The sequence below is a fragment of the Streptomyces sp. DT190 genome (assembly GCF_049846985.1).
Classification (GTDB): domain Bacteria; phylum Actinomycetota; class Actinomycetes; order Streptomycetales; family Streptomycetaceae; genus Streptomyces.
In genome coordinates this window covers 61,653-87,176 of the sequence record NZ_JBNCNM010000029.1, presented here as the reverse complement: position 1 = coordinate 87,176, position 25,524 = coordinate 61,653, and the positions used below count along the sequence as shown (strand labels likewise).

Annotated in this window: 20 protein-coding genes; 15 read left to right on the top strand and 5 right to left on the bottom strand. The window is 74.5% G+C overall.

The annotated features are described in order from the left end of the window. Positions 1-109 precede the first annotated feature (109 nt). Positions 110-1,519: a phytoene desaturase family protein gene (locus tag ACPXCS_RS35180; RefSeq protein ID WP_425951584.1), complete on the top strand. Its 1,410-nt coding sequence runs from the start codon at positions 110-112 to the stop codon at positions 1,517-1,519. Beyond that, on the top strand, positions 1,516-2,025 hold the full coding sequence (locus ACPXCS_RS35175; protein WP_425951583.1) for an O-acetyl-ADP-ribose deacetylase: 510 nt from the start codon (positions 1,516-1,518) through the stop codon (positions 2,023-2,025). The genes ACPXCS_RS35180 and ACPXCS_RS35175 overlap by 4 nt, the downstream gene beginning before the upstream one ends. Before the next feature lie 16 nt (positions 2,026-2,041). Here ACPXCS_RS35175 and ACPXCS_RS35170 read toward each other — a convergent pair whose 3' ends face one another. Next, a complete protein-coding gene (locus ACPXCS_RS35170; RefSeq protein ID WP_425951582.1) occupies positions 2,042-2,875 on the bottom strand; it encodes a class II glutamine amidotransferase in 834 nt (277 codons plus the stop codon). 224 nt (positions 2,876-3,099) lie between these two features. On the opposite strand from ACPXCS_RS35170, the gene ACPXCS_RS35165 reads away from it, so the two are divergent. The 4 genes from ACPXCS_RS35165 (at position 3,100) to ACPXCS_RS35150 (ending at position 8,337) form a co-directional block, all read left to right on the top strand. Then, positions 3,100-5,772, top strand: coding sequence for a LuxR C-terminal-related transcriptional regulator (locus ACPXCS_RS35165; protein ID WP_425951581.1), 2,673 nt, complete (start codon positions 3,100-3,102; stop codon positions 5,770-5,772). A gap of 56 nt (positions 5,773-5,828) precedes the next feature. Beyond that, positions 5,829-7,487, top strand: coding sequence for an MFS transporter (locus ACPXCS_RS35160; protein WP_425951580.1), 1,659 nt, complete (start codon positions 5,829-5,831; stop codon positions 7,485-7,487). Continuing rightward, complete coding sequence (locus ACPXCS_RS35155; RefSeq protein ID WP_425951579.1) at positions 7,484-8,023, top strand: hypothetical protein; 540 nt, start codon at positions 7,484-7,486, stop codon at positions 8,021-8,023. Before ACPXCS_RS35160 ends, ACPXCS_RS35155 begins: the two co-directional genes overlap by 4 nt. A gap of 116 nt (positions 8,024-8,139) precedes the next feature. Further along, positions 8,140-8,337, top strand: a complete 198-nt coding sequence (locus ACPXCS_RS35150) for a hypothetical protein (RefSeq protein ID WP_425951578.1) — start codon at positions 8,140-8,142, stop codon at positions 8,335-8,337. Between the two features lie 16 nt (positions 8,338-8,353). On the opposite strand, the gene ACPXCS_RS35145 is transcribed toward ACPXCS_RS35150, so the two are convergent. Both ACPXCS_RS35145 and ACPXCS_RS35140 read right to left on the bottom strand, forming a co-directional pair. After that, entirely contained in the window at positions 8,354-9,757 is a 1,404-nt protein-coding gene (locus ACPXCS_RS35145; protein WP_425951577.1) for a DUF2252 domain-containing protein, read from the bottom strand. Further along, positions 9,754-10,356, bottom strand: a complete 603-nt coding sequence (locus ACPXCS_RS35140; RefSeq protein WP_425951576.1) for an ion channel — start codon at positions 10,354-10,356, stop codon at positions 9,754-9,756. Before ACPXCS_RS35140 ends, ACPXCS_RS35145 begins: the two co-directional genes overlap by 4 nt. Positions 10,357-10,579: 223 nt before the next feature. On the opposite strand from ACPXCS_RS35140, the gene ACPXCS_RS35135 reads away from it, so the two are divergent. The 6 genes from ACPXCS_RS35135 to ACPXCS_RS35110 all read left to right on the top strand — a co-directional run bounded on the left by ACPXCS_RS35135 (position 10,580) and on the right by ACPXCS_RS35110 (position 15,902). After that, positions 10,580-11,230: an HdeD family acid-resistance protein gene (locus ACPXCS_RS35135; protein ID WP_425951575.1), complete on the top strand. Its 651-nt coding sequence runs from the start codon at positions 10,580-10,582 to the stop codon at positions 11,228-11,230. 42 nt (positions 11,231-11,272) lie between these two features. Then, the gene (locus ACPXCS_RS35130) at positions 11,273-12,637 is read left to right on the top strand and encodes a hypothetical protein (RefSeq protein WP_425951574.1); all 1,365 of its coding nucleotides are present in this window, start codon (positions 11,273-11,275) and stop codon (positions 12,635-12,637) included. Continuing rightward, the gene (locus ACPXCS_RS35125; RefSeq protein WP_425951573.1) at positions 12,634-13,503 is read left to right on the top strand and encodes a ribonuclease BN; all 870 of its coding nucleotides are present in this window, start codon (positions 12,634-12,636) and stop codon (positions 13,501-13,503) included. The genes ACPXCS_RS35130 and ACPXCS_RS35125 overlap by 4 nt, the downstream gene beginning before the upstream one ends. Before the next feature lie 129 nt (positions 13,504-13,632). Further along, a complete protein-coding gene (locus ACPXCS_RS35120) occupies positions 13,633-14,091 on the top strand; it encodes an SHOCT domain-containing protein (protein WP_425951572.1) in 459 nt (152 codons plus the stop codon). 33 nt (positions 14,092-14,124) lie between these two features. Then, a complete protein-coding gene (locus ACPXCS_RS35115; RefSeq protein ID WP_425951571.1) occupies positions 14,125-14,574 on the top strand; it encodes a DUF7144 family membrane protein in 450 nt (149 codons plus the stop codon). Then, a complete protein-coding gene (locus ACPXCS_RS35110; RefSeq protein WP_425951570.1) occupies positions 14,571-15,902 on the top strand; it encodes a diacylglycerol/lipid kinase family protein in 1,332 nt (443 codons plus the stop codon). Before ACPXCS_RS35115 ends, ACPXCS_RS35110 begins: the two co-directional genes overlap by 4 nt. Before the next feature lie 384 nt (positions 15,903-16,286). Here the strand turns inward: ACPXCS_RS35110 and ACPXCS_RS35105 are convergent, their stop codons facing one another. After that, positions 16,287-18,332, bottom strand: a complete 2,046-nt coding sequence (locus ACPXCS_RS35105; protein ID WP_425951569.1) for a SpoIIE family protein phosphatase — start codon at positions 18,330-18,332, stop codon at positions 16,287-16,289. Positions 18,333-19,037: 705 nt separating this feature from the next. On the opposite strand from ACPXCS_RS35105, the gene ACPXCS_RS35100 reads away from it, so the two are divergent. Continuing rightward, positions 19,038-22,946: a glycoside hydrolase family 2 TIM barrel-domain containing protein gene (locus ACPXCS_RS35100; protein WP_425951568.1), complete on the top strand. Its 3,909-nt coding sequence runs from the start codon at positions 19,038-19,040 to the stop codon at positions 22,944-22,946. 27 nt (positions 22,947-22,973) lie between these two features. On the opposite strand, the gene ACPXCS_RS35095 is transcribed toward ACPXCS_RS35100, so the two are convergent. Beyond that, the gene (locus ACPXCS_RS35095; RefSeq protein ID WP_425951567.1) at positions 22,974-23,336 is read right to left on the bottom strand and encodes an ArsR/SmtB family transcription factor; all 363 of its coding nucleotides are present in this window, start codon (positions 23,334-23,336) and stop codon (positions 22,974-22,976) included. A gap of 131 nt (positions 23,337-23,467) precedes the next feature. On the opposite strand from ACPXCS_RS35095, the gene ACPXCS_RS35090 reads away from it, so the two are divergent. Together ACPXCS_RS35090 and ACPXCS_RS35085 are read left to right on the top strand one after the other, a co-directional pair. Next, positions 23,468-24,949 carry an AlkA N-terminal domain-containing protein gene (locus ACPXCS_RS35090; RefSeq protein ID WP_425951566.1) on the top strand — a complete coding sequence of 494 codons (1,482 nt, stop codon included), beginning with the start codon at positions 23,468-23,470 and terminating at the stop codon, positions 24,947-24,949. 9 nt (positions 24,950-24,958) lie between these two features. After that, positions 24,959-25,441: a methylated-DNA--[protein]-cysteine S-methyltransferase gene (locus ACPXCS_RS35085; protein WP_425951565.1), complete on the top strand. Its 483-nt coding sequence runs from the start codon at positions 24,959-24,961 to the stop codon at positions 25,439-25,441. Positions 25,442-25,524: the final 83 nt, after the last annotated feature.

The window sequence follows — 25,524 nt, the reverse complement described above, 5'->3', positions numbered from 1 at the left end:
CACCGGCCGTCCCGGGCGGGTGGCCCCCGCCGCCGGTGACGGTCCGTCCCCGGGCATATCCTGATCCCCAGTGGCCGTCGGCTGACGAAGGGGTCCCAAGGTGCCGTCGATGCTCGATGCCGTCGTAGTGGGAGCGGGACCGAACGGACTGACCGCGGCCGTGGAGCTGGCCCGCCGCGGTTTCTCCGTCGCCGTGTTCGAGGCCAGGGGCACCGTGGGCGGCGGGGCCCGCACCGAGGAGCTCACCCTGCCCGGCTTCCGGCACGACCCCTGTGCCGCGGCCCACCCCCTCGCCGTCAACTCCCCGGCGTTCCGCGCCCTGCCGCTGGAGCGGTACGGCCTTCAGTGGCTGCACGCCGAGCTGCCCATGGCCCACCCCTTCCCGGACGGCACGGCGGCCGTGCTGTCCCGGTCGGTCGGCGAGACGGCCGCCTCCTTCGGGCCGCGCGACGCCGGTGCCTACCGCCGGCTGGTCGAGCCCTTCCTGCCCAAGTGGGACACGCTCGCCCGGGACTTCATGTCCCTGCCGCTCACGGCGCTGCCCCGCGACCCCGTCACGCTCGCCCGCTTCGGGCTCCTCGGCCTGCCCCCGTCCACCCTGCTCATGCGGCGCTTCCGCGACGAACGGGCCAGGGCGCTCTTCGCCGGGCTGGTCGCCCATGTCATGGCGCCGCTCGGCGGGTTCGCCACCGGCGCCATCGGCCTGGTCTTCGCGCTCGCCGCGCACGCCCGCGGCTGGCCCCTCGCCCGTGGCGGCTCCCAGGCGCTGTCCGACGCCCTCGCGGCCCACCTGCGCGACCTCGGCGGCGCCGTCCACACCGACTACGAGGTCAAGCGCCTCGACGACCTGCCGCCGGCCCGGGCGTACGTCTTCGACACCTCGCCCACCGCCCTCGCCCGCATCGCCGGCTTCGGCAACCACTACGCCGGCTACCGCTACGGACCGGGCGTGTTCAAGATCGACTACGCGCTGGACGGGCCCGTGCCGTGGACGGCCAAGGAGGCCCGCGCCGCCGGCACCGTGCAGATCGGCGCCGACAGCGCGGAGATCGGCGCCGCCCTGCGCGCGGTGTCCCGCGAGGGCCGGGCCCCCGACCGGCCGTTCCTGATCACGACCCAGCCGAGCGTCGTCGACCCGACCCGCGCCCCGGAGGGCAAGCACGTCTTCTGGGCCTACGGGCACGTCCCGCACGGCTGGACGGGCGACCTCACCGACGCCGTCGAACGCCAACTGGAGCGCTTCGCCCCGGGGTTCCGCGACCTGGTCCTGGCCCGTGCCACGGCCGGACCGCCCGAACTCGCCGCCCGCAACGCCAACTACGTCGGCGGGGACATCGCCTCCGGCGCCGTCTCCGGCCTCCAGCTCATGCTCCGTCCGAAGCTCACCCTGTTCCCCTACCACACACCCCACCCGGCGATCTTCATCTGCTCCTCGGCGACGCCGCCGGGCCCCGGCGTGCACGGCATGTCCGGGCACAACGCGGCGAAGGCCGTATGGAAACGACTGAGGCAGACATGACCCTCATCGAAGCGGTCCAGGGCGACATCACCCTCGAGAGCGCCGACGCGATCGTCAACGCGGCCAACTCCTCGCTGCTGGGCGGGGGAGGGGTCGACGGCGCGATCCACCGGCGCGGCGGCCCGGCGATCCTGGAGGAGTGCCGCAAGCTCCGCGCGTCCCGCTACGGCAAGGGCCTGGCCACCGGCCGGGCGGTCGCCACCACCGCCGGCGCCCTCGACGCCCGCTGGGTCATCCACACCGTCGGCCCCGTCTTCAGCGCCACCGAGGACCGCTCCGGCCTGCTGGCCTCCTGCTACCGCGAGTCGCTGCGCGTCGCCGACGAACTCGGCGCCCGCACGGTCGCGTTCCCCGCCGTCTCCACCGGCGTCTACGGCTGGCCGATGGACGACGGCGCCCGGATCGCCGTCGAGACGGTCCGGGCGGCCGGCACCGCGGTCGAGCGGGTCAGGTTCGTGCTGTTCGGCGAGGAGGCGTACGAGGTGTTCGCCGCGCGGCTGCGCTGAGGCACCCCCACCGGACTCACACGGGCTGCGGCTCGAAGTGCTGCAACAGGTCCCGGCCGGGCTGGACGACGCCGTAGCTGCTCTCCGGTACGGCGTTCCACACACCCGGCAGATCGCCCAGCGGCTCCGACACCACCAGGCGGGTGTCGTCGGAGATGTGCTTGAGGAACGCGAGGTCGGGGTGGAGGGCGCGCACGTCCTCCACCCGGCTGCTGAAGTACAGCGACCGTGAGTCCCCGCCGCTGGAGTAGCGGAAGAACCACAGCCGCTCGCCGTCGGTCACCGCGATGGTCATCTGCAGGGGTTCGGCCACTCCGTGCTCGTGCCCCAGACGCTCGACGAGACCCGCCATCCGCGCCACCGCGCCCGGCGGATCGCCGTCGAGGCCGAAGGTGAGCGCCACGTGGAACATCAGCTCCGAGTCGGTGGTGCCCTCCAGCGACGGGAACAGCTCCGGGTCGACGGCCAGCATCAGATCCCGGCGCATCGCGGAGAACCCGGTGATCGCCCCGTTGTGCATCCACATCCAGCGCTCGTGGCGGAACGGATGGCAGTTGGTCTGCTGCACGGCGGTCCCGGTGGACGCGCGCACATGGGCGAAGAACAGCGGCGAGCGGACGTGGTCGGCGATCTCCCGCAGGTTGCGGTTGCTCCACGCCGGCCCGATGTCGCGGATGACGGCGGGGGCGCGCAGGTGCCATGCGTACCAGCCGACGCCGAAACCGTCCCCGTTGGTGGTCTCCACCCCCATCCGCGCGTGCAGACTCTGGTCGATCAGCGAGTGCTGCGGCCGGTACAGGACGTCGTCGAGCAGCACGGGAGTGCCCGAGTAGGCGAGCCAGCGGCACATGGTCGGTACTCCGGTTCCGAGCCGCCGGGCGTGCCCCGCGGCTCCCTGGACGGTGTGCGGGCACCTCAGCCAACCCCGGACGCCACCGGCACCGCATCGCCCGCCACGGGTGATCGGGACGGGCACGATCACGACCCGGGGGTGCGCGGGGGAGTGAACGGAGAGATGCTGAGCGGGACGAACGACCGCTCCTGACCCGGCGGGCGGCACGCACTGGGGGCCCCATGGCCGAGACCGACGAGACCGACGCGGAGCCGGCACCGGCGGACGTCGACCCCACGGGGGACCCCCTGCTGCGCACCCGGTTCGCGCTGCCGCAGCGGCCCGCCACCTTCCTGCGCCGCCCGCGCCTGGTCCGGCACCTCGACCAGGCGCTCCACACGCCCCTGACCATGGTCAACGGGTCGGCCGGCGCGGGCAAGACCCTCCTGGTCGCGGACTGGGCCGCCGACCTGCGCGAGCCCGTCGCCTGGCTCACCGCCGACACCGCAGACCAGGCCCCCGGGGTCTTCTGGGCCTACCTGCTGGAGGCGCTGCGGGCCGCCGGCATCCCGGTGGCGGCCGAGGTCGGCTCCCCCGCCGAGGCCGGCCGCGTGGATCCGAGGACCCTGACCTGCCTCGCCGCCGACCTGGAGCGGCGCGAGCATCCCACCGTCGTCGTCCTGGACGAGTTCGACCGGGTGACCTCGCCCGAGATCGCGCGGCAGCTGCAGTTCGTGCTGCACCACGCCGGACACGGCCTGCGCCTGCTGCTGGTCACCCGCACCGAACCGCTGCTGCCGCTGCACCGCTACCGCGCGTCCGGCGAGATGACGGAGATCCGGGACGCCGAACTGGCCTTCACCACCGACGAGGCCGCCGCACTGCTGTCCCGCCACGGCCTCGACCTGCCCACCGGTGCCGTGCGGGCCCTGGTGGAGCGCACCCAGGGGTGGGCCGCCGGGCTCCGCCTCTGGGCCCTGGCCGCCCAGCGGGACACCGACCCCGGCACCTACGCGAAGCAGTTCGAGGCGAACCACAGCACGGTGGCCGACTTCCTGCTCGCCGAGGTGCTCGACCGGCAGACACCCGGCACCCAGGACCTGCTGCTGCGCATCAGCGTCCTCGACCGGTTCTGCCCCGACCTGGTCAACGCGGTGACGCGGCGCACCGACGCGGAACCCGTGCTCGCCTCGCTGCACCGCGAGAACGCCTTCGTCCACTACCTCGGGCACTCCTGGTACGGCCTGCACCCCCTGTTCGCCGAGATCCTCCGCGCCCACCTGCGCGAACGCCGACCCGGCCTGGAGCCGGAGCTGCGTGGCCGGGCCGCCCGCTGGCTGCGGGAATCGGGAGCGCTGCGGGACGCGCTCGTCCAGGGCGCCGCGGCCGACGACTGGGAGTTCACCGCCCGGGCCGTCGTCGACGACCTCGCGCTCGGCCGGCTCTTCACCGGCCTGCGCTCGGAGGACCTGTCCGCCCTGTTCGCACGGATGAGCCCCGAGGTGACGGGCCCCGCGCCCGACCTGGTCCGCGCCGCCCGCGACCTGGGCCGGTGCGATCTCGCCCACGGCCTGGACCATCTGCGCCACGCCGGGGAGGAACTGGCCCGGGGCGGCGGCGAACCGGCCCCGGCCCAGCTCGGCTTCGCCCTGCTCGACACGCTCGCCGCCCGGCTGACCGGCTCCCCCGCCCGGGCCGAGCACGCCGCCGAGCAGGCCCGGCTCCTGCGGCAGCGGATCCCCGGGCGGCTCCTCGACGCCCACCCGGAACTCACCGCCCTGCTCCTCACCCACCTCGGCTCCGCCCGCCTGTGGGCCGGACGCTTCGACGACGCCCGCACCGCCCTGTCGGAGGTCGCCGGGCAGCCCGGCGGAGCGGTGATGGCCCTGCCCCGGTGGGAGGCCCTCGGCCATCTGGCGCTGATCGACTACCTCAACGGCTGGCCCGGCCGCGCGGAGCACAAGGCCCTGGCCGCGGCCGGCCAGGCCGAGCGCCACAGCCTGCCGCAGCGCGCCGGGGCGGGCCTCGGCCCCCTGGTGCTGGCCGCCGTCCACGTCGAACGCGACGAACTGGACGAGGCGCAGGTGCTCCTCGACGAGGAGACCGCGACCCGCCCGGCCGTCGAGGACCCGGTGGCGCGGGCGGGCCGGGCCGTGGTCCGGGGCCGGCTGCTCCTGGCCCGCGGGGACACCCGGGCCGCGCTCGCCGCCGCCGACGAACCGGTCACCGCCGACGTCGGCTCGCCCTGGGCGCAGGAACAGAGCGCGCTGCTCGCCTCGGCCGCCCACCTCGCCCAGGGACAGCCGGACCTCGCCCGCAAGGACGTGGAGCGGGTGGCGCACCACCGGACCGCGTGCGCGGTCGAGGCGGCCCGCGTCCGGCTCGCCGCGGGCCGGACCGACGAGGCGCTCGCCCTGCTCGACGGCCTGCCCGAGGACGCCCGCTGCGGTCCGGCGGTGACGGTCCGCGCCACCCTGGTCCGCGCCCAGGCCGCCCACCGGACCGGCGACCACACCGCCGCCGGCCGGCTCGTGGCCCGCGCGCTCCTGGACGGCCGGCGCGAGCGGCTGCGCCGGCCGTTCCTGGAGGCCGGACCCTGGCTCCGCCCGCTGCTGCGCACCGGCCGGCTGCGGGACCTGGCCGACGGCTGGCTCGTCACCGGCCGGGTCCGGTACCGGGCCGTGGGGGCCGCCGCATCCGCGCCGGCACCGGACCTGGTCGTGGAGGACCTGAGCGCGCGGGAGCGGGACGTGCTGCACCGCCTGGCCGACATGCTCTCCACCGAGGAGATCGCCGCCGACCTGCACGTGTCGGTGAACACCGTGAAGACCCACCTGAAGAGCATCTACCGCAAGCTCGGGGTGAGCCGGCGGGCCGAGGCGGTCCGCCGCGCCCGCGACAAGGGGCTCCTGTGACCCCGGCCCGGTTCCCCCGCGAGGGGTGAGGCACAAAACCCGGCGCCACCGCTGTGATGGACTGCGTGACCCACTGGCGCGCCCTGCTCGTCCTCGGTACCGCCCAGTTCCTGATGGTGCTGGACACCTCCGTCATGAACGTGTCCATCAGCCGGCTGGTCGAGGACTTCGACACCGAGGTCACCGCCATCCAGGCGGTCATCACCCTGTACGCCCTGGTCATGGCGGCCTTCATGATGACCGGCGGCCGCTGCGGCGACATCCTGGGCCGCCGACGCGTGTTCCTGCTGGGGCTCGCGGTCTACGGCACCGGATCGGCCCTGACCGCCGTGGCCCCCACCCTGTGGGTGCTGGCCGTGGGCTGGTCCGTCATCGAGGGGCTCGGTGCCGCGCTGGTCCTGCCCTCCATGGCGGCGCTGGTCGCCGAGTCCTACCGCGGCCGGGACCGTGCCGTCGCCTACGGCGTGATCGGCGGCCTCGCCGGCGCGGGCATCGCCGTCGGCCCGCTGCTGGGTGGGTGGATGACGACGTACCTCACCTGGCGGCTGGTCTTCGCCGGGGAGGTCGTGGTCGTGCTGGCCATGCTGTGCCTGTACCGGTGGATCCCCCGCACGCCCCCGGCCGATCCGCGTCCGCGGCTGGACGGCGTGGGCGCCGCGCTGTCGGCCGGCGGACTGGGCCTGGGCGTGCTGGGAGTGCTCCAGAGCAGCGCCTGGGGCTGGGTGCAGCCGCGCAACCCGCCCTTCACGGTGCTGGGCTTCGCACCGACCCTCTTCGTCATCGGCGCCGGGGCACTCGTCCTGGGCGGGTTCGCGCGCTGGGAGCGGTGGCGGGCCGGGCACGGCGGGGACGCCCTGGTGGACCTGTCGCTGCTGCACCGGCCCGCCCTGCGGTCCGGCCTGACGATGCTCGTGAGCCAGAACCTCATCCTGCTCGGCCTGTTCTTCGCCATCCCGCTGTACCTGCAGGTGGTGCAGGGCTTCGACGCCTTCGAGACCGGGCTGCGCCTGCTGCCGGTGTCCGTCACCATGCTCCTGACGTCGCTGGCCGCCGCGCGGCTAGGCCGGCTGGCGGGACCGCGGCGGGTGGTGCGGCTGGCGCTGCTCACCCTCGCGGGCGCGATCGTGTGGCTGCTCGCCACGATCGACACCGCCATCGACGACGCCCAGTTCGCCGGCGCCATGGCCCTGCTCGGGGTGGGCATGGGGCTGCTGGCCTCGCAGCTGGGCAACGTCGTCCAGTCCGCCGTGGGGGAGAAGGAGCGCAGTGAGGCGGGCGGACTCCAGTTCACGGCGCAGAACCTGGGCTCCGCCCTGGGCACCGCCCTCATCGGGTCGCTGCTCATCGGCGCCCTGGTGCACGCCTTCACGACCCAGGTCGAGAACGACCCCCGCCTGTCGGACGAGGCGCGCAGGCAGACCGGCATCGCCCTGGAAGGCGACGTCAGCTTCGTCTCCACCGGCCAGGTCCGCTCGGCGGCCGAACGGACCGGGCTCCCGCCGGCCGAGGTGGAGGCCCTCACCGACTCCTACGCCTCGGCCCAGCTCGACGGGCTGAAGGCGGCCGTCCTCGCCACCGGCGGCGTCACCCTGGTCGGGTTCCTGGCGACCTCGCACCTGCCGGCCGCCCCCGGCAGACGGCCGCCCGGACCGGACACGAGGTCTCCGGCCCCGGCCGGGGACCGGAGCACCAGGACCGGGGGAGGACCCCGATGACCACCACCCGTGCCACCACCCACCGTGCCCGTCACGGCGAGCGCCGGGCCCGCAGCGCCGAACGCCGCGCCCACGCCGACTACACCGGCGGCGTCTACGGCTCCATGCTGGCCGCCTCCGTGGTGCTCGGCGCCGGTCACCTGGGCGAGCTGCCCCGCCTGGAACTGGTGCTGCTGCTCGTGCTGACCGGGGCGGTGTTCTGGATGGCGCACGTGCACGCCCAGCTGTTCGGGGCCCGCCTGGCGCAGCAGCGCGTGGACCGCAGCGTCCTGCTGCACGTGTGCCGCGACGAGTGGCCCATCCTGAAGGCCGCCGTGCCGCCCGCCGTCGCCGTGGCCGTCAGCCCCCTGCTGGGCCTGGACGTGCCCGGCACCCTGTGGCTGGCGCTCGCGGTGGCCGTGGCCGGACAGGTGGGCTGGTCACTGGCCGCGGCGGTGCGCGCCGGGGCCTCCCGGCGGCAGCTGGTCCTGTCCGCGGCGGTCAACCTGCTGCTGGGGCTGCTGATCATCGCGCTGAAGATCGTCCTGAAGAAGTGACGCGGCCACCGGCTCCCGGTTCACCTGCCCCGGGTGAGGGCACCCCGGTCCCGCAGGCGGACGATCGCAGGAGAGGGCGCACCGCACACCCCACACCGCCCGGGGGAGAGCAGCACATGCGCTACGAGATCCGCGTCGACGGGCACATGTCGGAGACCCTGGCCAAGGTCTTCCCGGAGCTGGACCACGTCAGGATGGCCGGGCAGACCGTGCTGTTCGGGCCCGTCGTCGACGAGGCCCACCTGTACGGGCTGCTGAGCCGCTTCCAGTCGCTGGGGCTCAGGGTCGTGGAGATGCGCCAGCTGCCGGAGTGAGCGGCCGGACGGGCGGTCACAGGGCGGCGGTGGGGATCCTGCCGGAGCGGGCGGCGGCGCCGAGGGCTTCGAAGTCCCGCTGGTTGCGGTCGGCGTAGGCCTGGGCGAACAGGGTGAGCGCGCGGTCGAAGCGGTCGCCGCCGCCCAGATAGCCGGCGATGGCGATCGGGTCGCCGGAGCGGGCGTGGGCCCGGGCCAGACTCGCCCCGCACAGCCGCGCGAACAGCCGGAGCATGCCGGGGTCCATGCTCTCCGGCCGGGCGATGCCCTTCCAGTCGCGCAACTGCCGTACGTAGAAGTCCCGCTCCCGGCCGTCGAGGCCCACGGCGTGCGTCCAGCCCAGCAGGATGTCGCTGGTCGTCTGGATCAGCCGCTGCCCCGCCACGACACGACGGCCCTCGTTGTCGTAGCGCACGCCCTCGGTGTGGGCGGCGAGCACCGACTCCTGGGCCTCCTTGGCCTGGAGCAGCAGCGGATCGTCGTCGTCGCGGCCGAGCAGCAGCACGATCCAGCAGCGGGTGCCGACGCTGCCGACGCCCACCACCTTGCGGGCGATGTCCACCAGCCGGAAGCGGCGCAGCAGGTGCCGCCGTTCCGACGACAGGGTGCGGGCGTACCCCTCCAGGACCGTGCGCAGTTCCCGTTCCTGCGCCGCGGAACCGGTGGTCAGGTCCCGCAGCGGAGTGATCAGGGGCGGATCCGCCGCGACCCGCCGGCCCTCCGGGGTGGCGACGGTGAGTCGTGCGAAGGCCTGCAGATGCGTACGGGTCCGGGCCTTCGCCGTCGCCTCGTCCGTGCGGCGCCTGGCCCGCTTGGTCATCGAGGCGGCCATCAGCTCCCGCAGGCGGTCGGCGTCGTCCTGCGCGTACCAGATGTCCAGGGTGCGCATGCCGGCGAAGTCCCGCATCCGCCGCCGGTAGGCCTCCACGCACGCCCGTACCGCGCCGTCCTGCTCCCCGGTCCCGAAGCCGTTGGCCCGGGCCGCGATGGCGAAGCTGGCCGCGAGGCGCTTGACGTCCCACTCGAAGGGGCCGGCCAGGGTCTCGTCGAAGTCGTTGATGTCGAAGGCCAGATGGCGCTCCGGCGTGGCCAGCAGCCGGAAGTTCAGCAGATGGGCGTCGCCGCACAACTGCACCCGCAGCCCGGTGTCGGCGGCGGACCCGAGGTCCGCGGCCATGATCGCCGCGGCGCCGCGGTAGAAACGGAAGGGCGATTCGAGCATGCGGCCGTAGCGGACCGGCACCAACTCCGGTACGCGCGTGGCGGACTGGCGCTCCACCACCTCCACCGGGTCGAACCGTCCGGGTTCCCGGTCGAACCGGCCGTGCGACGCGCGCGGCGAGCGGCGCCGCGCGGCGCGGCCCTCGGCGGCCCGCTCGGCCGGGGACAGGAAGGCGGGGGTGGTGCCGGGCATGGTCATCGCTGGTTCCTCCGGCCGGGCGGGAAGTCGTCCACCGCATCGCGGTCCCGGCGGCGCAGCCCCGTCTGCACCGCGCCCGCGAGGATCTTCGCGGCCACTCCCACCAGCAGCAGACCGCCCAGCATCTGGCACATCACCAGGACGCGTCCGGGCTGGGAACGCGCCGCGATGTCGCCGTAGCCGACGGTCGTGAACGTGGTGAGCGTGAAGTACAGGGAGTCCGTCTTGGTCAGCGGCTCGCTGAACGAGCCGGGTGTGGTGTGCTCCAGCAGGAAGTAGGCGCCCGCGAAGAGCAGCAGGAACAACGCCAGCGTGGTGGCCAAAGCCTCCAGGGCCTTCAGCCGCGGCCAGGGCGAGTCCACGATGGCCCGCACCTCCCACCAGAACACCACCACGACCAGCAGCAGCCCGCAGGCGAGCACGACCGAGGCACCGCTCGTCAGACGGCCATCCAGGGGGAGCACGTAGTAGACGGTGACCAGCCCCGCCGCGCTGAGGAGGGCTCGCGCCAGCGCCGTGGCCGACGCACGGCCCCGATGCGGCCGCTGCCCGTGCCGGGACGGGGGCGGCCCGGTCCGGACGGTCGCCGGATCCTTCATCTCGTGTCTTTCGGTCTGTGCCCGGCACCGGGACACGGAGCGCGTGCCCGGCGCCCGGGCGGCCGGTGTGCGGACGGGGTGCGCTGTCACTCCATCACCACGGTGGCGCGGCCCGGATCACCCGCCGGGGGTGACCCGGTCACCGGCGGCGCGCGCGACGCTTGCTCCGGGGGCTCGTCGGGGGAGTACGCCGGGCCGGTTCGCCGGGGCAGGAGGAGCGAGGATGACCACGTCGCCGGGCGGGACACCGGGCACCGGAGCGGACCTCGGGACGGACGGCCCCGGGCCCCCTCGCCCGGCGGACCCCGCGGAGCTCCTGGCCGCACTCGGACGCTCCTGGACGTGGATCCTCGCCTCGGCGGTCGCGATCCTCGTGCCGGGTGTCCTGCTCCTGGTCTGGCCGGAGGCGACCCTGCACGTGGTGGCGGTCCTGATCGGCCTGTACCTGCTGGCCGCCGGGGCCTTCCGGTTCGTCGGGACGTTCGCCCGGGAGGAACAGGGCCACCGGCTGCCCAGCCTGCTGCTGGCCGTGCTCTACGTGCTGGGCGGGGTGCTGTGCCTGCGCGATCCGCTGCAGACCATCACCGCGCTGTCCCTGATCACCGGGCTGGTCTGGCTGGTGTCCGGCATGCTCACGCTCTACACCGCCCTGGCCGCCCGGGGCCTGCCGCACCGCGGCCTCGTCCTCGGCGCGGCCGTACTCGCCGTCGTCGCGGGGATCGTGGTCCTGGCCCTGCCCGCGGAGTCGGCCCGTGCGCTGACCCGGCTGCTGGGTCTGTGGCTCGTGCTGCTCGGGCTGGCCGAGGCGGGGCTCGCCTTCGCCTGGCGGGCCGCGCTGCGCAGAGCCGGGTCCCACCCGGCGGCGTCCGTGTGAACCCGGCGCGCGGCGACCGGCGTCCCGACCCGAGGAGAGTCCATGGTCCCCGACAGCGGTCCCCGACCGCCGCCCCCGCGGGAGCCCGAGGAAACGGGCCGCGTCCTGAGCGCGGCCGAGCACGCCGAGTACGAGCGGCTGCGCGGCGCCGCGACGGTGCGCCACCGGCGGCTGCGGTACGCGGGCGCGGGCGTGCTGCTCGTCCTGGCCCTGCTGCTCGCCCCGCTGTCCGTGGTCGCCGCCTGGGTCGACGACGAGGTCTCCGACACCGGCCGTTACGTGCGGACCGTGGCGCCGCTGGCGTCGGAGCCCGCGGTCCAGGACCTCGTGATCGACCGCTGGACCGATCGCGTCGTGGCCAACGTGGACGTCGACGCGATCACCGAGGCACTGACGAAGAGCCTCGCGGACGCCGGAGCGCCACCGGGTGTCGTCGACGCCTCCGAGTCCCTCGCCGGGCCGCTGCGCTCCGCCGTCCGCGGTGCCGTGGAGGCCACCATCAGCCGGGTCGTCACCAGTGACGCCTTCCGGCAGGGATGGGAGGGCGCCAACGAGCGGGCTCACGCCGCCGTGGTGACCATGCTGACCGGCGAGCGCGAGGGCGCCCTGCGCGCCACCGGCGACACCGTCGAACTCGATCTGGGCCAGGTCGTCGAACAGGTGCGCGAGCGTCTCGTCGCGGCCGGCTTCGACAAGGCCGCGGCCATCCCGGACACCGACCGGACGGTCCCGCTGTTCGAGACCGAGAAGCTCGGCACGGCCCAGGACACCCTGCGGCTGCTGGACGTCGTCGGGACCTGGCTGCCGGTGCTGACGCTCGCCCTGGCCGCCCTGGCGGTGTGGACGGCGCCCCGGCACCGGCTGATGCTGCTGATCACGGCCGTCGGCACCGGCGTGATGATGGTGGTGCTGCTCGTCGCGCTGGCCGTGGTGCGTCGGGTCTACCTCGACGCGGTGCCGGCCGCGGCCCTGCCCCAGGACGCGGCCGCCGTCATCTACGACACCTTCGTCCGCTTCCTGCGCGACAGCACCCGCACCCTGCTCGTGGTCGCCGTGATCACCGCCCTCGCGGCCTACCTCTACGGTCCCGGGCGCGGGGCCCGGGCCGTGCGGGGTCTGGCGAACCGGGGCACCGCTGCCGCCGGGCGGGGAGTGACCACCGCCGGACTGCGCACCGGGGCGGCCGGGAGGGCCCTGGCGGGGCACCGCTCCTGGACCACCGGCCTGGTCATCGGCGCCGGAGTGCTGACCCTGGTGCTGTGGAACCACCCCACGGTCGGCGCGGTGGCGCTCGTCGTGGGTCTGGTCCTGGTCGTGCTGATCCTCCTGGAGACCCTGGCCGCCACCGCCACCGCCACCGCCACTGCCCGGGACGCGGCCCCGCCCCGCTCCGGCCCGGCTCCGTGACCCGTGACGGCCCGCCCGCCCCGACTCCGCCGTCCCGCAGATCCAGGGCGGAGCGGCTCTCGGCGAGTCTGCGCTCCGGCCCGGCGGCCCGGGTGCTGCCCAGGCTGTCCGCGCTCAACATCATGGAGGGGGCCGTCAGACTGGCCGCCCAGGCCTTCCTCACCGCGTTGCCGCTGCTGATGACGGTCGCGGCGTTCGCGCCGAGCGCCGTGCAGGACCTGCTGGCCGATTCCCTGCGGGCCGTGCTGGGCCTGCGCGGTGACACCCTGGACGAGATACGCCGCACCTTCACCGCCACCGGACCCACCCGGGACACGGTCGGAGCCCTCGGCGTCGTGGTGGCTCTCGTCTCGGCCACCGCCTTCACCCGGGCGCTGCAGGCGGTCTGCCTCAGGTGCTGGCGGCTGCCCAGGACGCCGCTGCGGGCGGCCGTCTGGCGCTGGCCGCTGTGGCTGCTGGGCTGGCTGGCCTACCTGCTCGTGCAGGGGCCGCTGCGCGACGGCTTCGGCCTCGGCCCGGTGGCCGGGCTGACGCTGTCGCTGCTGTCGGCGACGCTGCTGTGGTGGTGGTCGCAGCACCTGCTGCTGGGCGGCAGGGTCGGGTGGGGTCCCCTGCTGCCGGGGGCGGCGCTGGCCGCGGCGACGACGGTGCTGCTGAGCCGGGTGGCCCCGCTGGTGCTGCCCGCGGCCATGGAGCGCAGCCTGGCGGAGTTCGGCGTCCTCGGCCCGGTCTTCACCTTCCTGTCGTGGCTGATCGCGATCTTCCTGGGAGCCGTGTGCGGCCTCGCGCTCGGCGAGAGCGTGGCCACGGCCGGCTGGTACCGCGCCCTGTGCACCGCCCGCGACCGTCCGGCGGGAGACCGCTGACCCGGCCCGCGCCGGCCCGGGCCGCCCCGCGCGCTCACCCGTGCCGGGTGAGGCCGGCCCCGGCCGGCGGCGAGCACGCTGGAGCAGCACGAGCGGCTGCCGGGCGCGCGCCCGGAACGGAGGAGTGACATGAGCGAGACCTACCTGGCGTACGACTTCCCCCTGCTGAGCGCCTTCTGGACGATGCTGGTGTTCTTCCTGTGGATCATGTGGTTCGTCCTGCTGTTCCGGATCGTCTTCGACATCTTCAGGGACGACTCGATGAGCGGCTGGGGGAAGGCCGGCTGGCTGGTGTTCTGCATCGTCCTGCCGTTCATCGGCGTGTTCGTCTACGTCGTCGCGCGCGGCAAGGACATGGGCCGCCGGGAGATCACCCAGGCGCGCGAGCAGCAGAAGTCCTTCGACGACTACGTACGCCAGACCGCCCGCACCGGGGTGAGCAGTGTCGACGAACTCGCCCGGCTCTCCGAGATCCGCGCCCGCGGCGACATCACGGACGAGGAGTTCCGCAAGGCGAAGGACCTGGTGCTGAGCGGCTCCGCCGCCTCGGGCCCCACGGCCTCCGTCACCTCCCCCTCCGGTCGCTGAACGCGCCGGACGCAGCAGAAACGAGGCAGCAGGATGACCGCCACACACCCCACGCACGCGCCGTCGAGAGCCAAACGCGAATGGGCCGTCGGCCTGACCGTCTTCGGCGCGGTGATGCTGATGATCGCCGGGATCCTCGACCTCCTGCGCGGCATCGCGGCCATCGCCGAGGACGACGTCTTCCTCTCGACCCGCAACTACGTCTTCGAGTTCGACCTCACCGGCTGGGGCTGGGTCCACCTGTTCCTGGGCGCGGCCGCCGTCATCGTCAGCGTCGGGCTGTTCCAGGCGGCGACGTGGGCACGGGTCGCCGGCGTGGCCATCGCCGGGCTCGTCATCATCGCCAACTTCCTGTCCCTGCCGTACTACCCGGTGTGGTCCGTCGTGATGATCGCGATGTCGGCGATCGTCATCTGGGCCCTGTGCACCGTGCGCAAGGACGACGCCTGGGAGCCCTTCGAACGGCCGCCGGGCAATCCGTGAGGCGCACTTCGGGCTCCGTCCGCCCCGGTGCGGCGGGCTGGGCCCGGCTGGCCGTGCTCGCCCTGACGGCGAGCGCGGCCGTACCGCTGGTCGTGGCCGGTCTGCGCAGCGTGCTGTGGCTCCTGCTCGGCGTGGCCGGTGTGGCGCTCGCCGCGGCGGGGGTGTGGTGGGCCCTGGCCCGCACCGGCCCCGCCCGGGCCGCCGGGCTCCTGCTGTCGGTCGCGGCGCCGGCCGCCGTCCTGGCGCTGTACGCCGCCGCCGGCATGCTGGGGCCCGCGCTCGTCTCCCTGGCGTTGTGGGGTGCCGCCGTCGCGGCCGCCCGGATCGCCCTCACCCCCGGCACCCGCACGGCCACGACAGAGCACGACGCCGTTCCGGCACACCACCCCTGGATCCTCATGAACCCCCGCTCCGGCGGGGGCAAGGTGCGGCGCTTCGACCTGGCGGCCAGGGCCCGGGCGGCGGGTGCCCGGGTCGTGCTGCTCGGTTCCGGGCACCAGGACGTGTCCGCCCTGGCGCGGCAGGCCGTGGCCGAGGGCGCGGACCTGCTGGGCGTGGCCGGCGGCGACGGCACCCAGGCGCTGGTGGCCGAGGTCGCGGCCCGGCACCGCCTGCCCTTCCTGGTGATCCCGGCCGGCACCCGCAACCACTTCGCCCTCGACCTCGGGCTCGACCGGGAGGACCCGGCGAAGGCCCTCGACGCCCTGACCGACGGGGTCGAGCTGGACGTCGACCTCGGGTTCGCCGCCGGCCGCGTGTTCGTCAACAACGCCTCCTTCGGTACGTACGCGGCCGTCGTGGCGTCCCCCGCCTACCGCGACGACAAGGTGCACACCGCCTTGCGCACCCTGCCCGGCCTGCTGACCGGCGACGACGCGCCCAGGCTGCGGATGCGGGCCGACGGCGAGCACGCCGAGGGCCTCCAGGCGCTGCTCGTCAGCAACAACCCCTACCGGCGCGCCGTCGACTCGCCCCACCCGGGCCGCCGGGAACGCCTGGACTCCGGGCGGCTCGGCGTGCTGGGCGTGCGGGTAGACAGCGCCGCACAGGCAGCGGGGATGGCGCGCGGCCCCCGCTCCCGCGGACTGCTGCGCCTGACGGCGCGTGAGGTGGTGGTCGAGGCGGACGCGGAGACCGTCCCGGTGGGCATCGACGGCGAACACGTGGTGCTGCCGGTCCCGGTGGCCGTGCGCATCCGACCGGGCGCGCTGCGCGTGCGGGTGCCGCGCCACCGGCCGGGGGTCCCGGTCAGCCGGCCGGTGGCCGACTGGCCGCGTACCGCACGGATCGCGTTCGGCAGCCGCCCCCCGAACCCCGCCCCGGGGTGAGACCACCACCGGCTCCTCCCGTATGCCGACCACGCCTTCCGGCCGTGGGCCACTCCTCCCGGCCGTGGGCTGCGCCTTCAGGCTGTCGGGCCCGCGCCCCGTGGTGAGCTGCTCTTCCGGCCGTTGGCCGTGCTCCCCGGCCGTTGGCCGTGCTCCCCGGCGGGTGGCCGTGCTCCCCGGCGGGTGGCCGTGCTCCCCGGCGGGTGGCCGTGCTCCCCGGCGGGTGGCCGTGCTCCCCGGCGGGTGGCCGTGCCCCCCGGCCGCGGGCCGCGCCGTCCGGCCGCGGGCCGCGCCGTCCGGCCGTAGGCCGTTCCTCCCCGTGGGTGGCGCCGGGGCCGCCCGCCGGGGGGACGTATCGGGGAGGGTGCACGTGCCGGGGACGGGTCAGACGTGTCTGCGCACCAGCAGCAGCGCCACGTCGTCGTCCGGTTCCGGGCGCAGCGCGCCGAGCAGGTGGTCGCCGGTCCGCTGCAGGCTCGGCGCCGGGTTCCGCAGGAGGCGCGTCAGCGTGTCGAGGCCGGTGTCGAGCGACTCACCGCGGGTCTCCACCAGCCCGTCCGTGTACAGCGCGAGCAGGGCGCCCGGGGCGAGTTCCACCTCCACGGTGCCGAACTCCACGCCGCCCACCCCGAGCGGCACACCACCGGGCACCTCCACGAGGCGGGCGCTGCCGTCCGCGCCGGCGAGCACGGGCGGCAGATGACCGGCGCTGGACAGCTCGCACACGCCGCGCCCCAGGTCGCACACGGCGTACACACAGGTGGCGATCGCGTCGCCGAGCGAGCCCGCGATGTCGTCGAGGTGCCTCAGCAACTCGGCGGGCGGCAGGTCCAGCCGGGCCAGCGCCCGGGTCGCCGTGCTCAGCTGCCCCATGATCGCCGCGGCCTGCACGCCCTTGCCCATCACGTCCCCGACGACCAGCCCGGTGCGTCCCGGCCCGAGCCGCAGCACGTCGTACCAGTCGCCGCCGACCTCGCTGAGGGCCGGCCGGTAGCGGGCGACGATGTCGAGTCCCTCCTGCGCGGCGGGCGCGGCCGGCAGCAGACTGCGCTGCAGCGTCAGCGCGGTGCCGCGCTCACGCCCGTAGAGGCGGGCGTTGTCGATGCAGATCGCGGCCCGGGCGGCGAGTTCGGAGGCGAGCACCTGGTCCCGGGCGTCGAAGGGGCGCTCGTTGACCGTGCGGAACAGCGACAGCGTGCCGAGCACCTTGCCCCGGGCCACGAGCGGCAGTGCCAGGTAGGAGTGGGCGCCGGCCTCGTGCAGGGCCTGGGCGGCCCGCGCGTCCCGGGCCAGGCGCCGCAGCGTCTTCGGATCCACGCGCTCGACCAGGACCGGCCGGGCGCTGCGCACGCACCGCGTGATGATCCGGGACGAGCCGTAGGTGGCCACCTCGCCCACCGGGTCGGCGGCGTGGATGGCGTCGGTGGGATAGCCGGCCGCGACGGCCAGGGCCCGGAACTCGGCGGGCGCGCCGCCCGTCACGGGCACGATGGTGCCGTGGGCGACGACGGACTCCAGCACGTCCACGGCGGCCAGGTCCGCGAGCTGCGGCACGACCACGCCGGCCAGCTCCCGTGCGGTCTGCCGCAGGTCCAGGGTCGTGCCGATGCGCACCCCCGCGTCGGCGATCACCGACAGGTGCTGGCGCGCCTGCGCCACCTCGGCCGCGGCCTGCTGGCGTTCCGTGACGTCCAGCACGGCCATGGCCAGGCCCAGCACCCGCCCGTCGATGTCCTCGATGCGGTGGTAGGACTCCGAGTACGCCCGGTCCTGCGCCTCCCCGGCCGTACGGCCGACGGTCTGCTGGTCCAGCAGCGGGCGGCCGGTCCGCAGCACGTGCCGCATCCGGGACTCGATGGCCGCCACGTCCAGGCCGGGCAGCACCTCCCCGATCCGGCGCCCCAGCAGGGCCTCCTCGGGCACGCCGTTGATCTGCTCCAGCGCCGGGTTGACCCCCACCCAGCGCAGGTCGTTGTCGAAGACGGCGATGCCGAGCGGCGTCTGGTTGACGAGGCTGTGCGAGAGGGCGAGGTCCCGCTCCACCTTCCGTACCGTCGTCGCGTCCGTGGCCAGCCCCAGCAGATGGGGCTGCCCCTCGGGGTCCAGCAGCCGCATGGTGCGGAACTCCACGGCGCGTTCCGTGCCGTCGCGGTGGCGCAGCGGGAAGACACCGGCCCAGCGCTTGCCCGCACTGACCTGCGCGAACAGCTCCCGCCCCCGGGGCCGGTCGGCGGGCGAGACCAGAAGGGTGTCGGCGCGCTGCCGCAGGGCCTCCTCGGCGGTCCAGCCGAGCAGCTGCTCGATCTCGGGGCTCCACAGGGCGATGTACCCGGACCCGTCCAGGACGACGGCCGCGACCTTCAGCAGGTCCAGCAGCCCACCGGGCGCGCCCGCGACGGCGCCGGGGTCCGAGGTCGCATAGCCGCTCATGCGAGCCGCTCTCCTTCCGGCGCGGCAGGAGGTACCGCCGAGGTCCGTTTCGCAGGCCGTCCGCTGGGGTCACAGTACGGTCGGCGGCGCGACACTGTCGCGCCGAAATGACAAAAAACCGCCGTTGCGCGGAGCGAAGCAGCAGCGTCGTGCGTGACGACCCCCAGCCCGCGGCCGTCCTCACGGAGCTGCTCGCCCACCTGCTGCACGGGGCCCGCCGGCGGCTCGCACCGGCTGCCGGCGGCTCGCACCGGCCGACGCCGTGGCCCCGACGCCCTGGGGCACCGGCCCCTTCCGGCTCGTCGGGGGAGCACGGCCGCCTGGCACCGCCGGATCGCGCAGACCGACCGGCGCCGCACCGACGAGATCCAGCCGTTGTCCCCGACGCTCGACCTGCCCGTCGCGGTCCGCCGGTGAGAGGAGGACACCCGGCTCCCTGCCACCCGGGGGAGGAGCCGGTCCTTCCTGCTGGGCCGAACGCCGGCCGCGGGGGAGCGGAACCATCAGGACCGCACAAAGTCCGACGCGGTCATTGCTTCGGTTGTGTTCGAGTCCTAGGGTGTGCCTGCTCAGCAGTTGCTCCGTCACCGTCAGTTGCCACGCGCCCCAGCGGAACCACCCCTCGGGGGCGCGCAGTTGGCGATCGCTTCTGACGTGCCCTCAGTCCGTGCAGCACCACCTTGTCGAGCCGAGGAAGGCCACGGTATGCCGCACCCCCACCCGTCTCCCGCCGACCGGCCCGCCCACCCCGAGCGGCCGGTCGTCAGCCGTCGCCGTCTGCTGGAGGGAGGAGCCGCCGTGCTGGGCGCGCTGGCGCTGTCCGCGTCACCCGCCGCCGCGGACCCGGCCGGCCGGCGCCCGGCGGCGGACGGCCCTCCGGAGTGGAACGACGGGCTGTCCCTGTACCGCGTGGGCACCGAACCACCGCACACCACGCTGACGCCGTACGCGAACCTCACGCAGGCCCTGGCCGGTGACCGCGAGCGTTCGCCGTACCGGCTGAGCCTCGACGGCACCTGGAAGTTCGCCTACGCGGACCGCCCCGACGACCGGGACCCCGACTTCCATCGCACCGACGTCGACGACTCCGGCTGGGACACCGTCCCCGTGCCCTCCGCCTGGCAGCTGCACGGCTACGACGTCCCGATCTACGTCAACATCACCTACCCCTGGTGGGGCCCCAACGGCCGCGGCGAGAACGCCCAGCCGCCCGCCGCCCCCACCCGGTACAACCCGGTCGGCCAGTACCGCCGCACCTTCACCGTCCCCCGCACCTGGCAGGGCCGGCGCACCTTCCTGCACTTCGAGGGCGTCAAGTCCGCCCACTACGTGTGGATCAACGGCGAACTGGTCGGCTACCACGAGGACTCCTACACCTCCGCCGAGTACGACATCACCCGCCACCTCAAGCCGGGCACCAACCAGATCGCCGTGGAGGTGTACCGCTACTCCGACGCGGAGTGGCTGGAGGACCAGGACATGATCCGGCTCAGCGGCATCTTCCGCTCGGTCCACCTGTACTCCACGCCGTCCGTGCACCTGCGCGACTTCAAGCTGGACACCCCGCTCGGTGACGACCACACCTCCGCCGAGCTGAAGGTCACCGCGCACGTGCGCGACCACGGCGGCGAGGGCGGGGGCCGCCACACCGTCGAGACCCAGCTCTACGACGCCCGCGGCCACGCCGTCTGGTCCCGGCCCCTGAGCCGCACCGTCGACGTCCCCGACGGCGACGAGGCCACCGTCGAGGCGTCTCGGCCCGTCCCCTCACCGAAGCTCTGGTCGGCCGAGCACCCGTACCTCTACACCGCCGTGCTGCGCCTGCGCGACCCGTCCGGCGAGGTCGTCGAGACGCTCTCGCACCGGGTGGGCCTGCGCGAGTTCGCGCTCAAGGACGGCCTGATGCGCATCAACGGCAAGCCGGTCTCCTTCCGCGGCACCAACCGGCACGAGATGCACCCCGTCACCGGCTCGGCGCTGACCCGCGCGCAGATGGTCGAGGACATCCGGATCATCAAGCGGCTCAACATCAACAGCGTCCGCACCTCGCACTACCCCAACAACCCGCTGTGGCTCGAACTCGCCGACGAGTACGGCCTCTACCTCGTCGACGAGACCAACCTCGAGACCCACGGCATCCGCGACACCTACCCCGGCAGCGGCCACCCCGAGTGGACCGAGGCCTGCGTGGCGCGGGCCCGGAACATGGTCCACCGCGACAAGAACCACCCCTCGGTGGTCATCTGGTCCCTCGGCAACGAGGCGGGCGGCGGCACCACCTTCAACGCCATGTACGACTGGATCCGCTCCTACGACCCGAGCCGCGTCATCCAGTACGAGGGCGACGACCGCCCGGGCATCAGCGACATCCGCTCCGAGATGTACGACAGCCCGCAGCGGGTCGAGCAGCGCGCCGAGGACACGAGCGACACCCGGCCGTACGTGATGATCGAGTACTCCCACGGCATGGGCAACTCCAACGGCAACTTCAAGAAGTACTGGGACGTCGTCCGCCGCCACGACGTCCTCCAGGGCGGCTGGATCTGGGACTTCGCCGACCAGGCCCTGCGCTGGCCCACCCCCGCCCGCACGCTGCTGACCGAGTCCGGCCCGGGCTCGCTGCGCGGCGAGATCGTCGCGCCTGCCGGCACCTTCGACCGGGCCAAGGGCGTCTCCGGCGGCACCGTCTTCCCGCGCGACCCCCGCCTGGACCTCACCGGCTCGCTCACCCTGGAGGCCTGGGTCACCCCGGCCTTCACCGGCGGCCACCAGCCCATCGTCGCCAAGGGCGACACCCAGTACGCCCTCAAACAGACCGACCGGACACTGGAGTTCTTCCTCCACGGCGGCGGCCAGTGGGTGGCCGCGAGCTGGGCGCTGCCCGAGGACTGGACGGGCAGGGAGCACCACATCGCGGGCGTCTTCGACGCGGACGCGGGCACCCTCACCCTGTACGTCGACGGCCGGGTGCGCGGCACCCGCACCACCACCCGCCGTCCCGGCGTGAACACCGCGTCCCTGTCGCTCGCCACCGACGTCGACAACCCCACCCGGGAGTTCAGCGGCAGCATCCGCCGGGCCCGGGTGTACGCCCGCGCCCTGAGCGCCGCGGAACTGGCCTCGGACACCCGCGAGCCCGACGACGAGGGCGTGCGCTTCTGGTTCGACGCGGCCACCGCCGGCCTCACCGAGAAGCGCCCGCGCGACAGGACGTTTTACGCCTACGGCGGCGACTGGGGCGACAACCCCAACGACGGCGCGTTCTCCGGCGACGGCATCGTCCTGCCCGACCGCACGCTCACCGGCAAGTCCGCCGAGGTCAAGCAGATCTACCAGGCGATCAACGCCACGCCCGCCGAGGGCGGCCCCGGTGCCCTGACGCTCGTCAACGAGTACCTCTTCACCCACCTGCGCGAGTTCGACGGGCGGTGGTCCCTGGTCGCCGACGGCACGGTCGTCCAGCGGGGCCGGCTGAGCCGCGACCAATTGGACGTCCCCCCGCTGAGCCGCAAGGACATCACGGTCCCGGTGCGGCTGCCGGCCCGGCCCGCGCCCGGCACCGAGTACTTCCTGCAGCTCTCCTTCACCACCAGGGAGCGCACCCCCTGGGCCGAGGCGGGCTTCGAGGTGGCCAAGCAGCAGCTCGCCCTCGACGCGGGCGGCCCGGCCGTCACCCCGGCCCCGCTGCGCAGCGTGCCCGCCCTGCGCCACACCGACGGGGACAGGGCCGTCACGGTCGAGGGCAGGGGCTTCGCGCTCACCGTCGACAAGTCGACCGGCACGCTGATCTCCTACGAGGCGGACGGCGAGCAGCTCGTCACCTCCGGCCCCGTTCCGAACTTCTGGCGGGCGCCCACCGACAACGACCGGGGCAACGGCCACCACACCCGCAACCAGGTCTGGCGCGACGCCGGAGCCCGGCGGACCGTGGCGGAGGTGCGCGTCCGGCCCCTGGCCGACCGGGCGGTCGAGATCACCGTCACCGGCACCCTGCCCACCGGCCCGGCGTCCGCCTTCGGCACCACGTACACCGTCTTCGGCAACGGCGAGATCAAGGTCGACCACACCCTGCACCCGGGCGCGGCCACCCTGCCGTACCTCCCCGAGGTCGGCTCCCTGCTGTTCCTGCCGCGCCGCCTGGACCGGCTGCACTACTACGGACGCGGCCCCGAGGAGAACATGTGGGACCGCAACAACGCCACCGACGTGGGCCTGTACTCCGGGAAGGTCGCCGACCAGTGGACCCCGTATCTGCGCCCCCAGGAGAACGGCAACAAGACCGACGTCCGCTGGGCGGCCCTGACCGACGGCCGCGGGCGCGGACTGCTGGTCTGCGGTGAGCCGCTGCTGGAGGTCAACGCCTCGCACTTCACCCCCGAGGACCTGTCGGTCGGGGCCCGCCACGACTACCAGCTGACTCCCCGGGACGCGGTGGTCCTGCGCCTCAACCACCGCCAGATGGGCGTGGGCGGCGACAACAGCTGGGGCGCCCACACGCACGACGAGTTCAAGCTGTTCGCCGACCGCGACTACGCCTACACCTACCGGCTGCGTCCACTGGCCCGCGTCAGCGAGGCGATGCGGGCCGCGCGGCGGCCGACCGCCACCGAGTAGGGCGCGCGGGGGGAGGGCGGCGCCGCCTCAGTCGGCGGCGTCGCTGATCCCCAGACGAAGGTGCTCCACGTGGTACACGGCCTGGTCGAGCAGCTCGGCGACATGGTGGTCGTGCAGCGCGTACACCACCGAACGGCCCCTGCGCTCACCCACCACCAGACCCAGGTTGCGCAGCAGCCGCAGCTGGTGCGAGCAGGCGGACTGCTCCATGCCCACCTCGGCCGCCAGCTCCGTGGCCGGCAGCGGCCCCTCCCGCAGACGCGCGAGGATCAGCAGCCGGGAGGGCGTGGACAGGGCCTGGAGCGTGGTGGCGACCTTCGCGGCGTTGTCCGCGTCCAGGCGTACGCGCTGTGCGGCGTCCTGCGCGGGGATGACGGCTCCATGACCCATGACGTCATCGTACCGGGCAGTCACGAACACATGAATGAATCTTCATCTGTCCCGGTGCGCGGTGCCGTGCCGCGAGGTCCATGTCGGATTCTCGCCAGACCCGGCCCGTCCCGGTGCCCGATGCTGGGGGCATGCAGATGGGGATGCACACCGACACCGAGCGCTGCGTGCGCGCCGTACAGTCCAAGGACGCGCGGTTCGACGGCTGGTTCTTCACGGCCGTGCTGACGACCCGCATCTACTGCCGCCCCAGCTGCCCGGTGGTGCCGCCCAAGCCGGAGAACATGGTCTTCCACCCGAGCGCCGCGGCCTGTCAGCAGGCCGGGTTCCGGGCCTGCAAACGCTGCCGGCCCGACACCAGCCCCGGCTCGCCGGAGTGGAACCAGCGGGCCGACCTGGTGGCCCGGGCCATGCGGCTGATCGCCGACGGCGTCGTGGACCGCGAGGGCGTCCCCGGCCTCGCCGCCCGGCTCGGCTACAGCACCCGGCAGGTCGAACGCCAGCTCCTCGCCGAACTGGGCGCGGGACCCCTCGCGCTCGCCCGCGCCCAGCGCGCCCAGACCGCCCGGCTGCTCGTCGAGACGACGGCCCTGCCGATGGCGCAGATCGCCTTCGCCGCGGGCTTCGCCTCGATCCGCACCTTCAACGACACGGTCCGCGAGGTCTTCGCCCTCTCCCCGAGCGAGCTGCGCGCCCGCGCCCCGAAGCGGCAGGGCCCGAGCACACCGGGCGCGCTCTCGCTGCGGCTGCCGTTCCGCGCCCCGCTCCACCCCGACAACCTCTTCGGCCACCTCGCCGCCACGGCCGTACCCGGCGTCGAGGAGTGGCGCGACGGCTCCTACCGGCGCACCCTGCGCCTGCCGTACGGCCACGGGATCGTCGCCCTCACCCCGCGCCCCGACCACATCGCCTGCCGCCTCACCCTCGGCGACCTGCGCGACCTGACCGTCGCCATCAGCCGCTGCCGGCGGCTGCTCGACCTGGACGCCGACCCGGTCGCCATCGACGACCAGCTGCGCACGGACCCGGTCCTGGCGCCGCTGGTCGACAAGGCGCCCGGACGGCGTGTCCCGCGCACCGTGGACGAGGCGGAGTTCGCCGTCCGGGCCGTGCTCGGCCAGCAGGTCTCCACCGCCGCCGCCCGCACCCACGCGGCCCGCCTGGTCACCGCGCACGGCGACCCGGTCGACGACCCCGAGGGCGGCCTCACCCACCTCTTCCCGGTCCCCGAGGCGCTCGCGGCGCTGGACCCGGACACCCTGGCGCTGCCCCGCACCCGCCGCACCACCTTCACCACCCTGGTGCGCCGGCTCGCCGACGGCGACCTCCACCTCGGTGTGGAGAGCGACTGGCCCCGCACCCGCGCCCAGCTCCTCGACCTGCCCGGCTTCGGCCCCTGGACGGCCGACGTCATCGCCATGCGGGCCCTCGGCGACCCCGACGCCTTCCTCCCCACCGACCTCGGCATCCGCCGCGCCGCCCGCGACCTCGGCCTGCCGTCCACGCCCGCGGCGCTCACCTCGCGTGCGGCGGCCTGGCGCCCCTGGCGGGCCTACGCGGTCCAGTACCTGTGGGCGACCGACAGCCACCCGATCAACCTCCTTCCGGCATAGGGACGTTCGATGAAGCAGCACACCGTGACCGACAGCCCCTACGGCCCCCTGACCCTGGTCGCCGACGACGGCGTCCTGTGCGGGCTCTACATGACCGGCCAGCGCCACCGCCCGCCCGAGGAGACCTTCGGCCCCCGCGACGACACCCTCTTCGCGGAGACCGAGGAGCAGCTGAAGGCCTACTTCGCCGGTGAGCTGACCGAGTTCACCGTCCCGCTGCGCCTGACCGGCACCCCGTTCCAGCTCCGGGTGTGGCGGGAGCTGTGCCGCATCCCGTACGGCGAGACCCGCACCTACGGCCGGCTCGCCGACGCCCTGGGCAGCCCCACCGCCTCCCGCGCGGTCGGCCTGGCCAACGGCCGCAACCCCGTCGGCATCATCGTCCCGTGCCACCGCGTCATCGGCGCGAACGGCGGCCTCACGGGCTACGGCGGCGGCCTGGAACGCAAGCAGCGCCTGCTGGACTTCGAACGTGGAGCGGCCCTCTTCTGACACCGGGACTCATCACAACGGCGGCTCGGGGACGAGGGAGGGGCGGGGGACTTCCTGACCCGGGCCGCCGCGGGCCGCCTCGA

Bases quoted from the DNA above. Each gene is read 5' to 3' on its own strand.
- ACPXCS_RS35180 (WP_425951584.1), top strand. From the start codon at position 110: ATGCTCGATGCCGTCGTAGTGGGAGCGGGACCGAACGGACTGACCGCG.
- ACPXCS_RS35175 (WP_425951583.1), top strand. From the start codon at position 1,516: ATGACCCTCATCGAAGCGGTCCAGGGCGACATCACCCTCGAGAGCGCC.
- ACPXCS_RS35170 (WP_425951582.1), bottom strand. From the start codon at position 2,875: ATGTGCCGCTGGCTCGCCTACTCGGGCACTCCCGTGCTGCTCGACGAC.
- ACPXCS_RS35165 (WP_425951581.1), top strand. From the start codon at position 3,100: ATGGCCGAGACCGACGAGACCGACGCGGAGCCGGCACCGGCGGACGTC.
- ACPXCS_RS35160 (WP_425951580.1), top strand. From the start codon at position 5,829: ATGGACTGCGTGACCCACTGGCGCGCCCTGCTCGTCCTCGGTACCGCC.
- ACPXCS_RS35155 (WP_425951579.1), top strand. From the start codon at position 7,484: ATGACCACCACCCGTGCCACCACCCACCGTGCCCGTCACGGCGAGCGC.
- ACPXCS_RS35150 (WP_425951578.1), top strand. From the start codon at position 8,140: ATGCGCTACGAGATCCGCGTCGACGGGCACATGTCGGAGACCCTGGCC.
- ACPXCS_RS35145 (WP_425951577.1), bottom strand. From the start codon at position 9,757: ATGACCATGCCCGGCACCACCCCCGCCTTCCTGTCCCCGGCCGAGCGG.
- ACPXCS_RS35140 (WP_425951576.1), bottom strand. From the start codon at position 10,356: ATGAAGGATCCGGCGACCGTCCGGACCGGGCCGCCCCCGTCCCGGCAC.
- ACPXCS_RS35135 (WP_425951575.1), top strand. From the start codon at position 10,580: ATGACCACGTCGCCGGGCGGGACACCGGGCACCGGAGCGGACCTCGGG.
- ACPXCS_RS35130 (WP_425951574.1), top strand. From the start codon at position 11,273: ATGGTCCCCGACAGCGGTCCCCGACCGCCGCCCCCGCGGGAGCCCGAG.
- ACPXCS_RS35120 (WP_425951572.1), top strand. From the start codon at position 13,633: ATGAGCGAGACCTACCTGGCGTACGACTTCCCCCTGCTGAGCGCCTTC.
- ACPXCS_RS35115 (WP_425951571.1), top strand. From the start codon at position 14,125: ATGACCGCCACACACCCCACGCACGCGCCGTCGAGAGCCAAACGCGAA.
- ACPXCS_RS35105 (WP_425951569.1), bottom strand. From the start codon at position 18,332: ATGAGCGGCTATGCGACCTCGGACCCCGGCGCCGTCGCGGGCGCGCCC.
- ACPXCS_RS35100 (WP_425951568.1), top strand. From the start codon at position 19,038: ATGCCGCACCCCCACCCGTCTCCCGCCGACCGGCCCGCCCACCCCGAG.
- ACPXCS_RS35095 (WP_425951567.1), bottom strand. From the start codon at position 23,336: ATGGGTCATGGAGCCGTCATCCCCGCGCAGGACGCCGCACAGCGCGTA.
- ACPXCS_RS35090 (WP_425951566.1), top strand. From the start codon at position 23,468: ATGCAGATGGGGATGCACACCGACACCGAGCGCTGCGTGCGCGCCGTA.
- ACPXCS_RS35085 (WP_425951565.1), top strand. From the start codon at position 24,959: ATGAAGCAGCACACCGTGACCGACAGCCCCTACGGCCCCCTGACCCTG.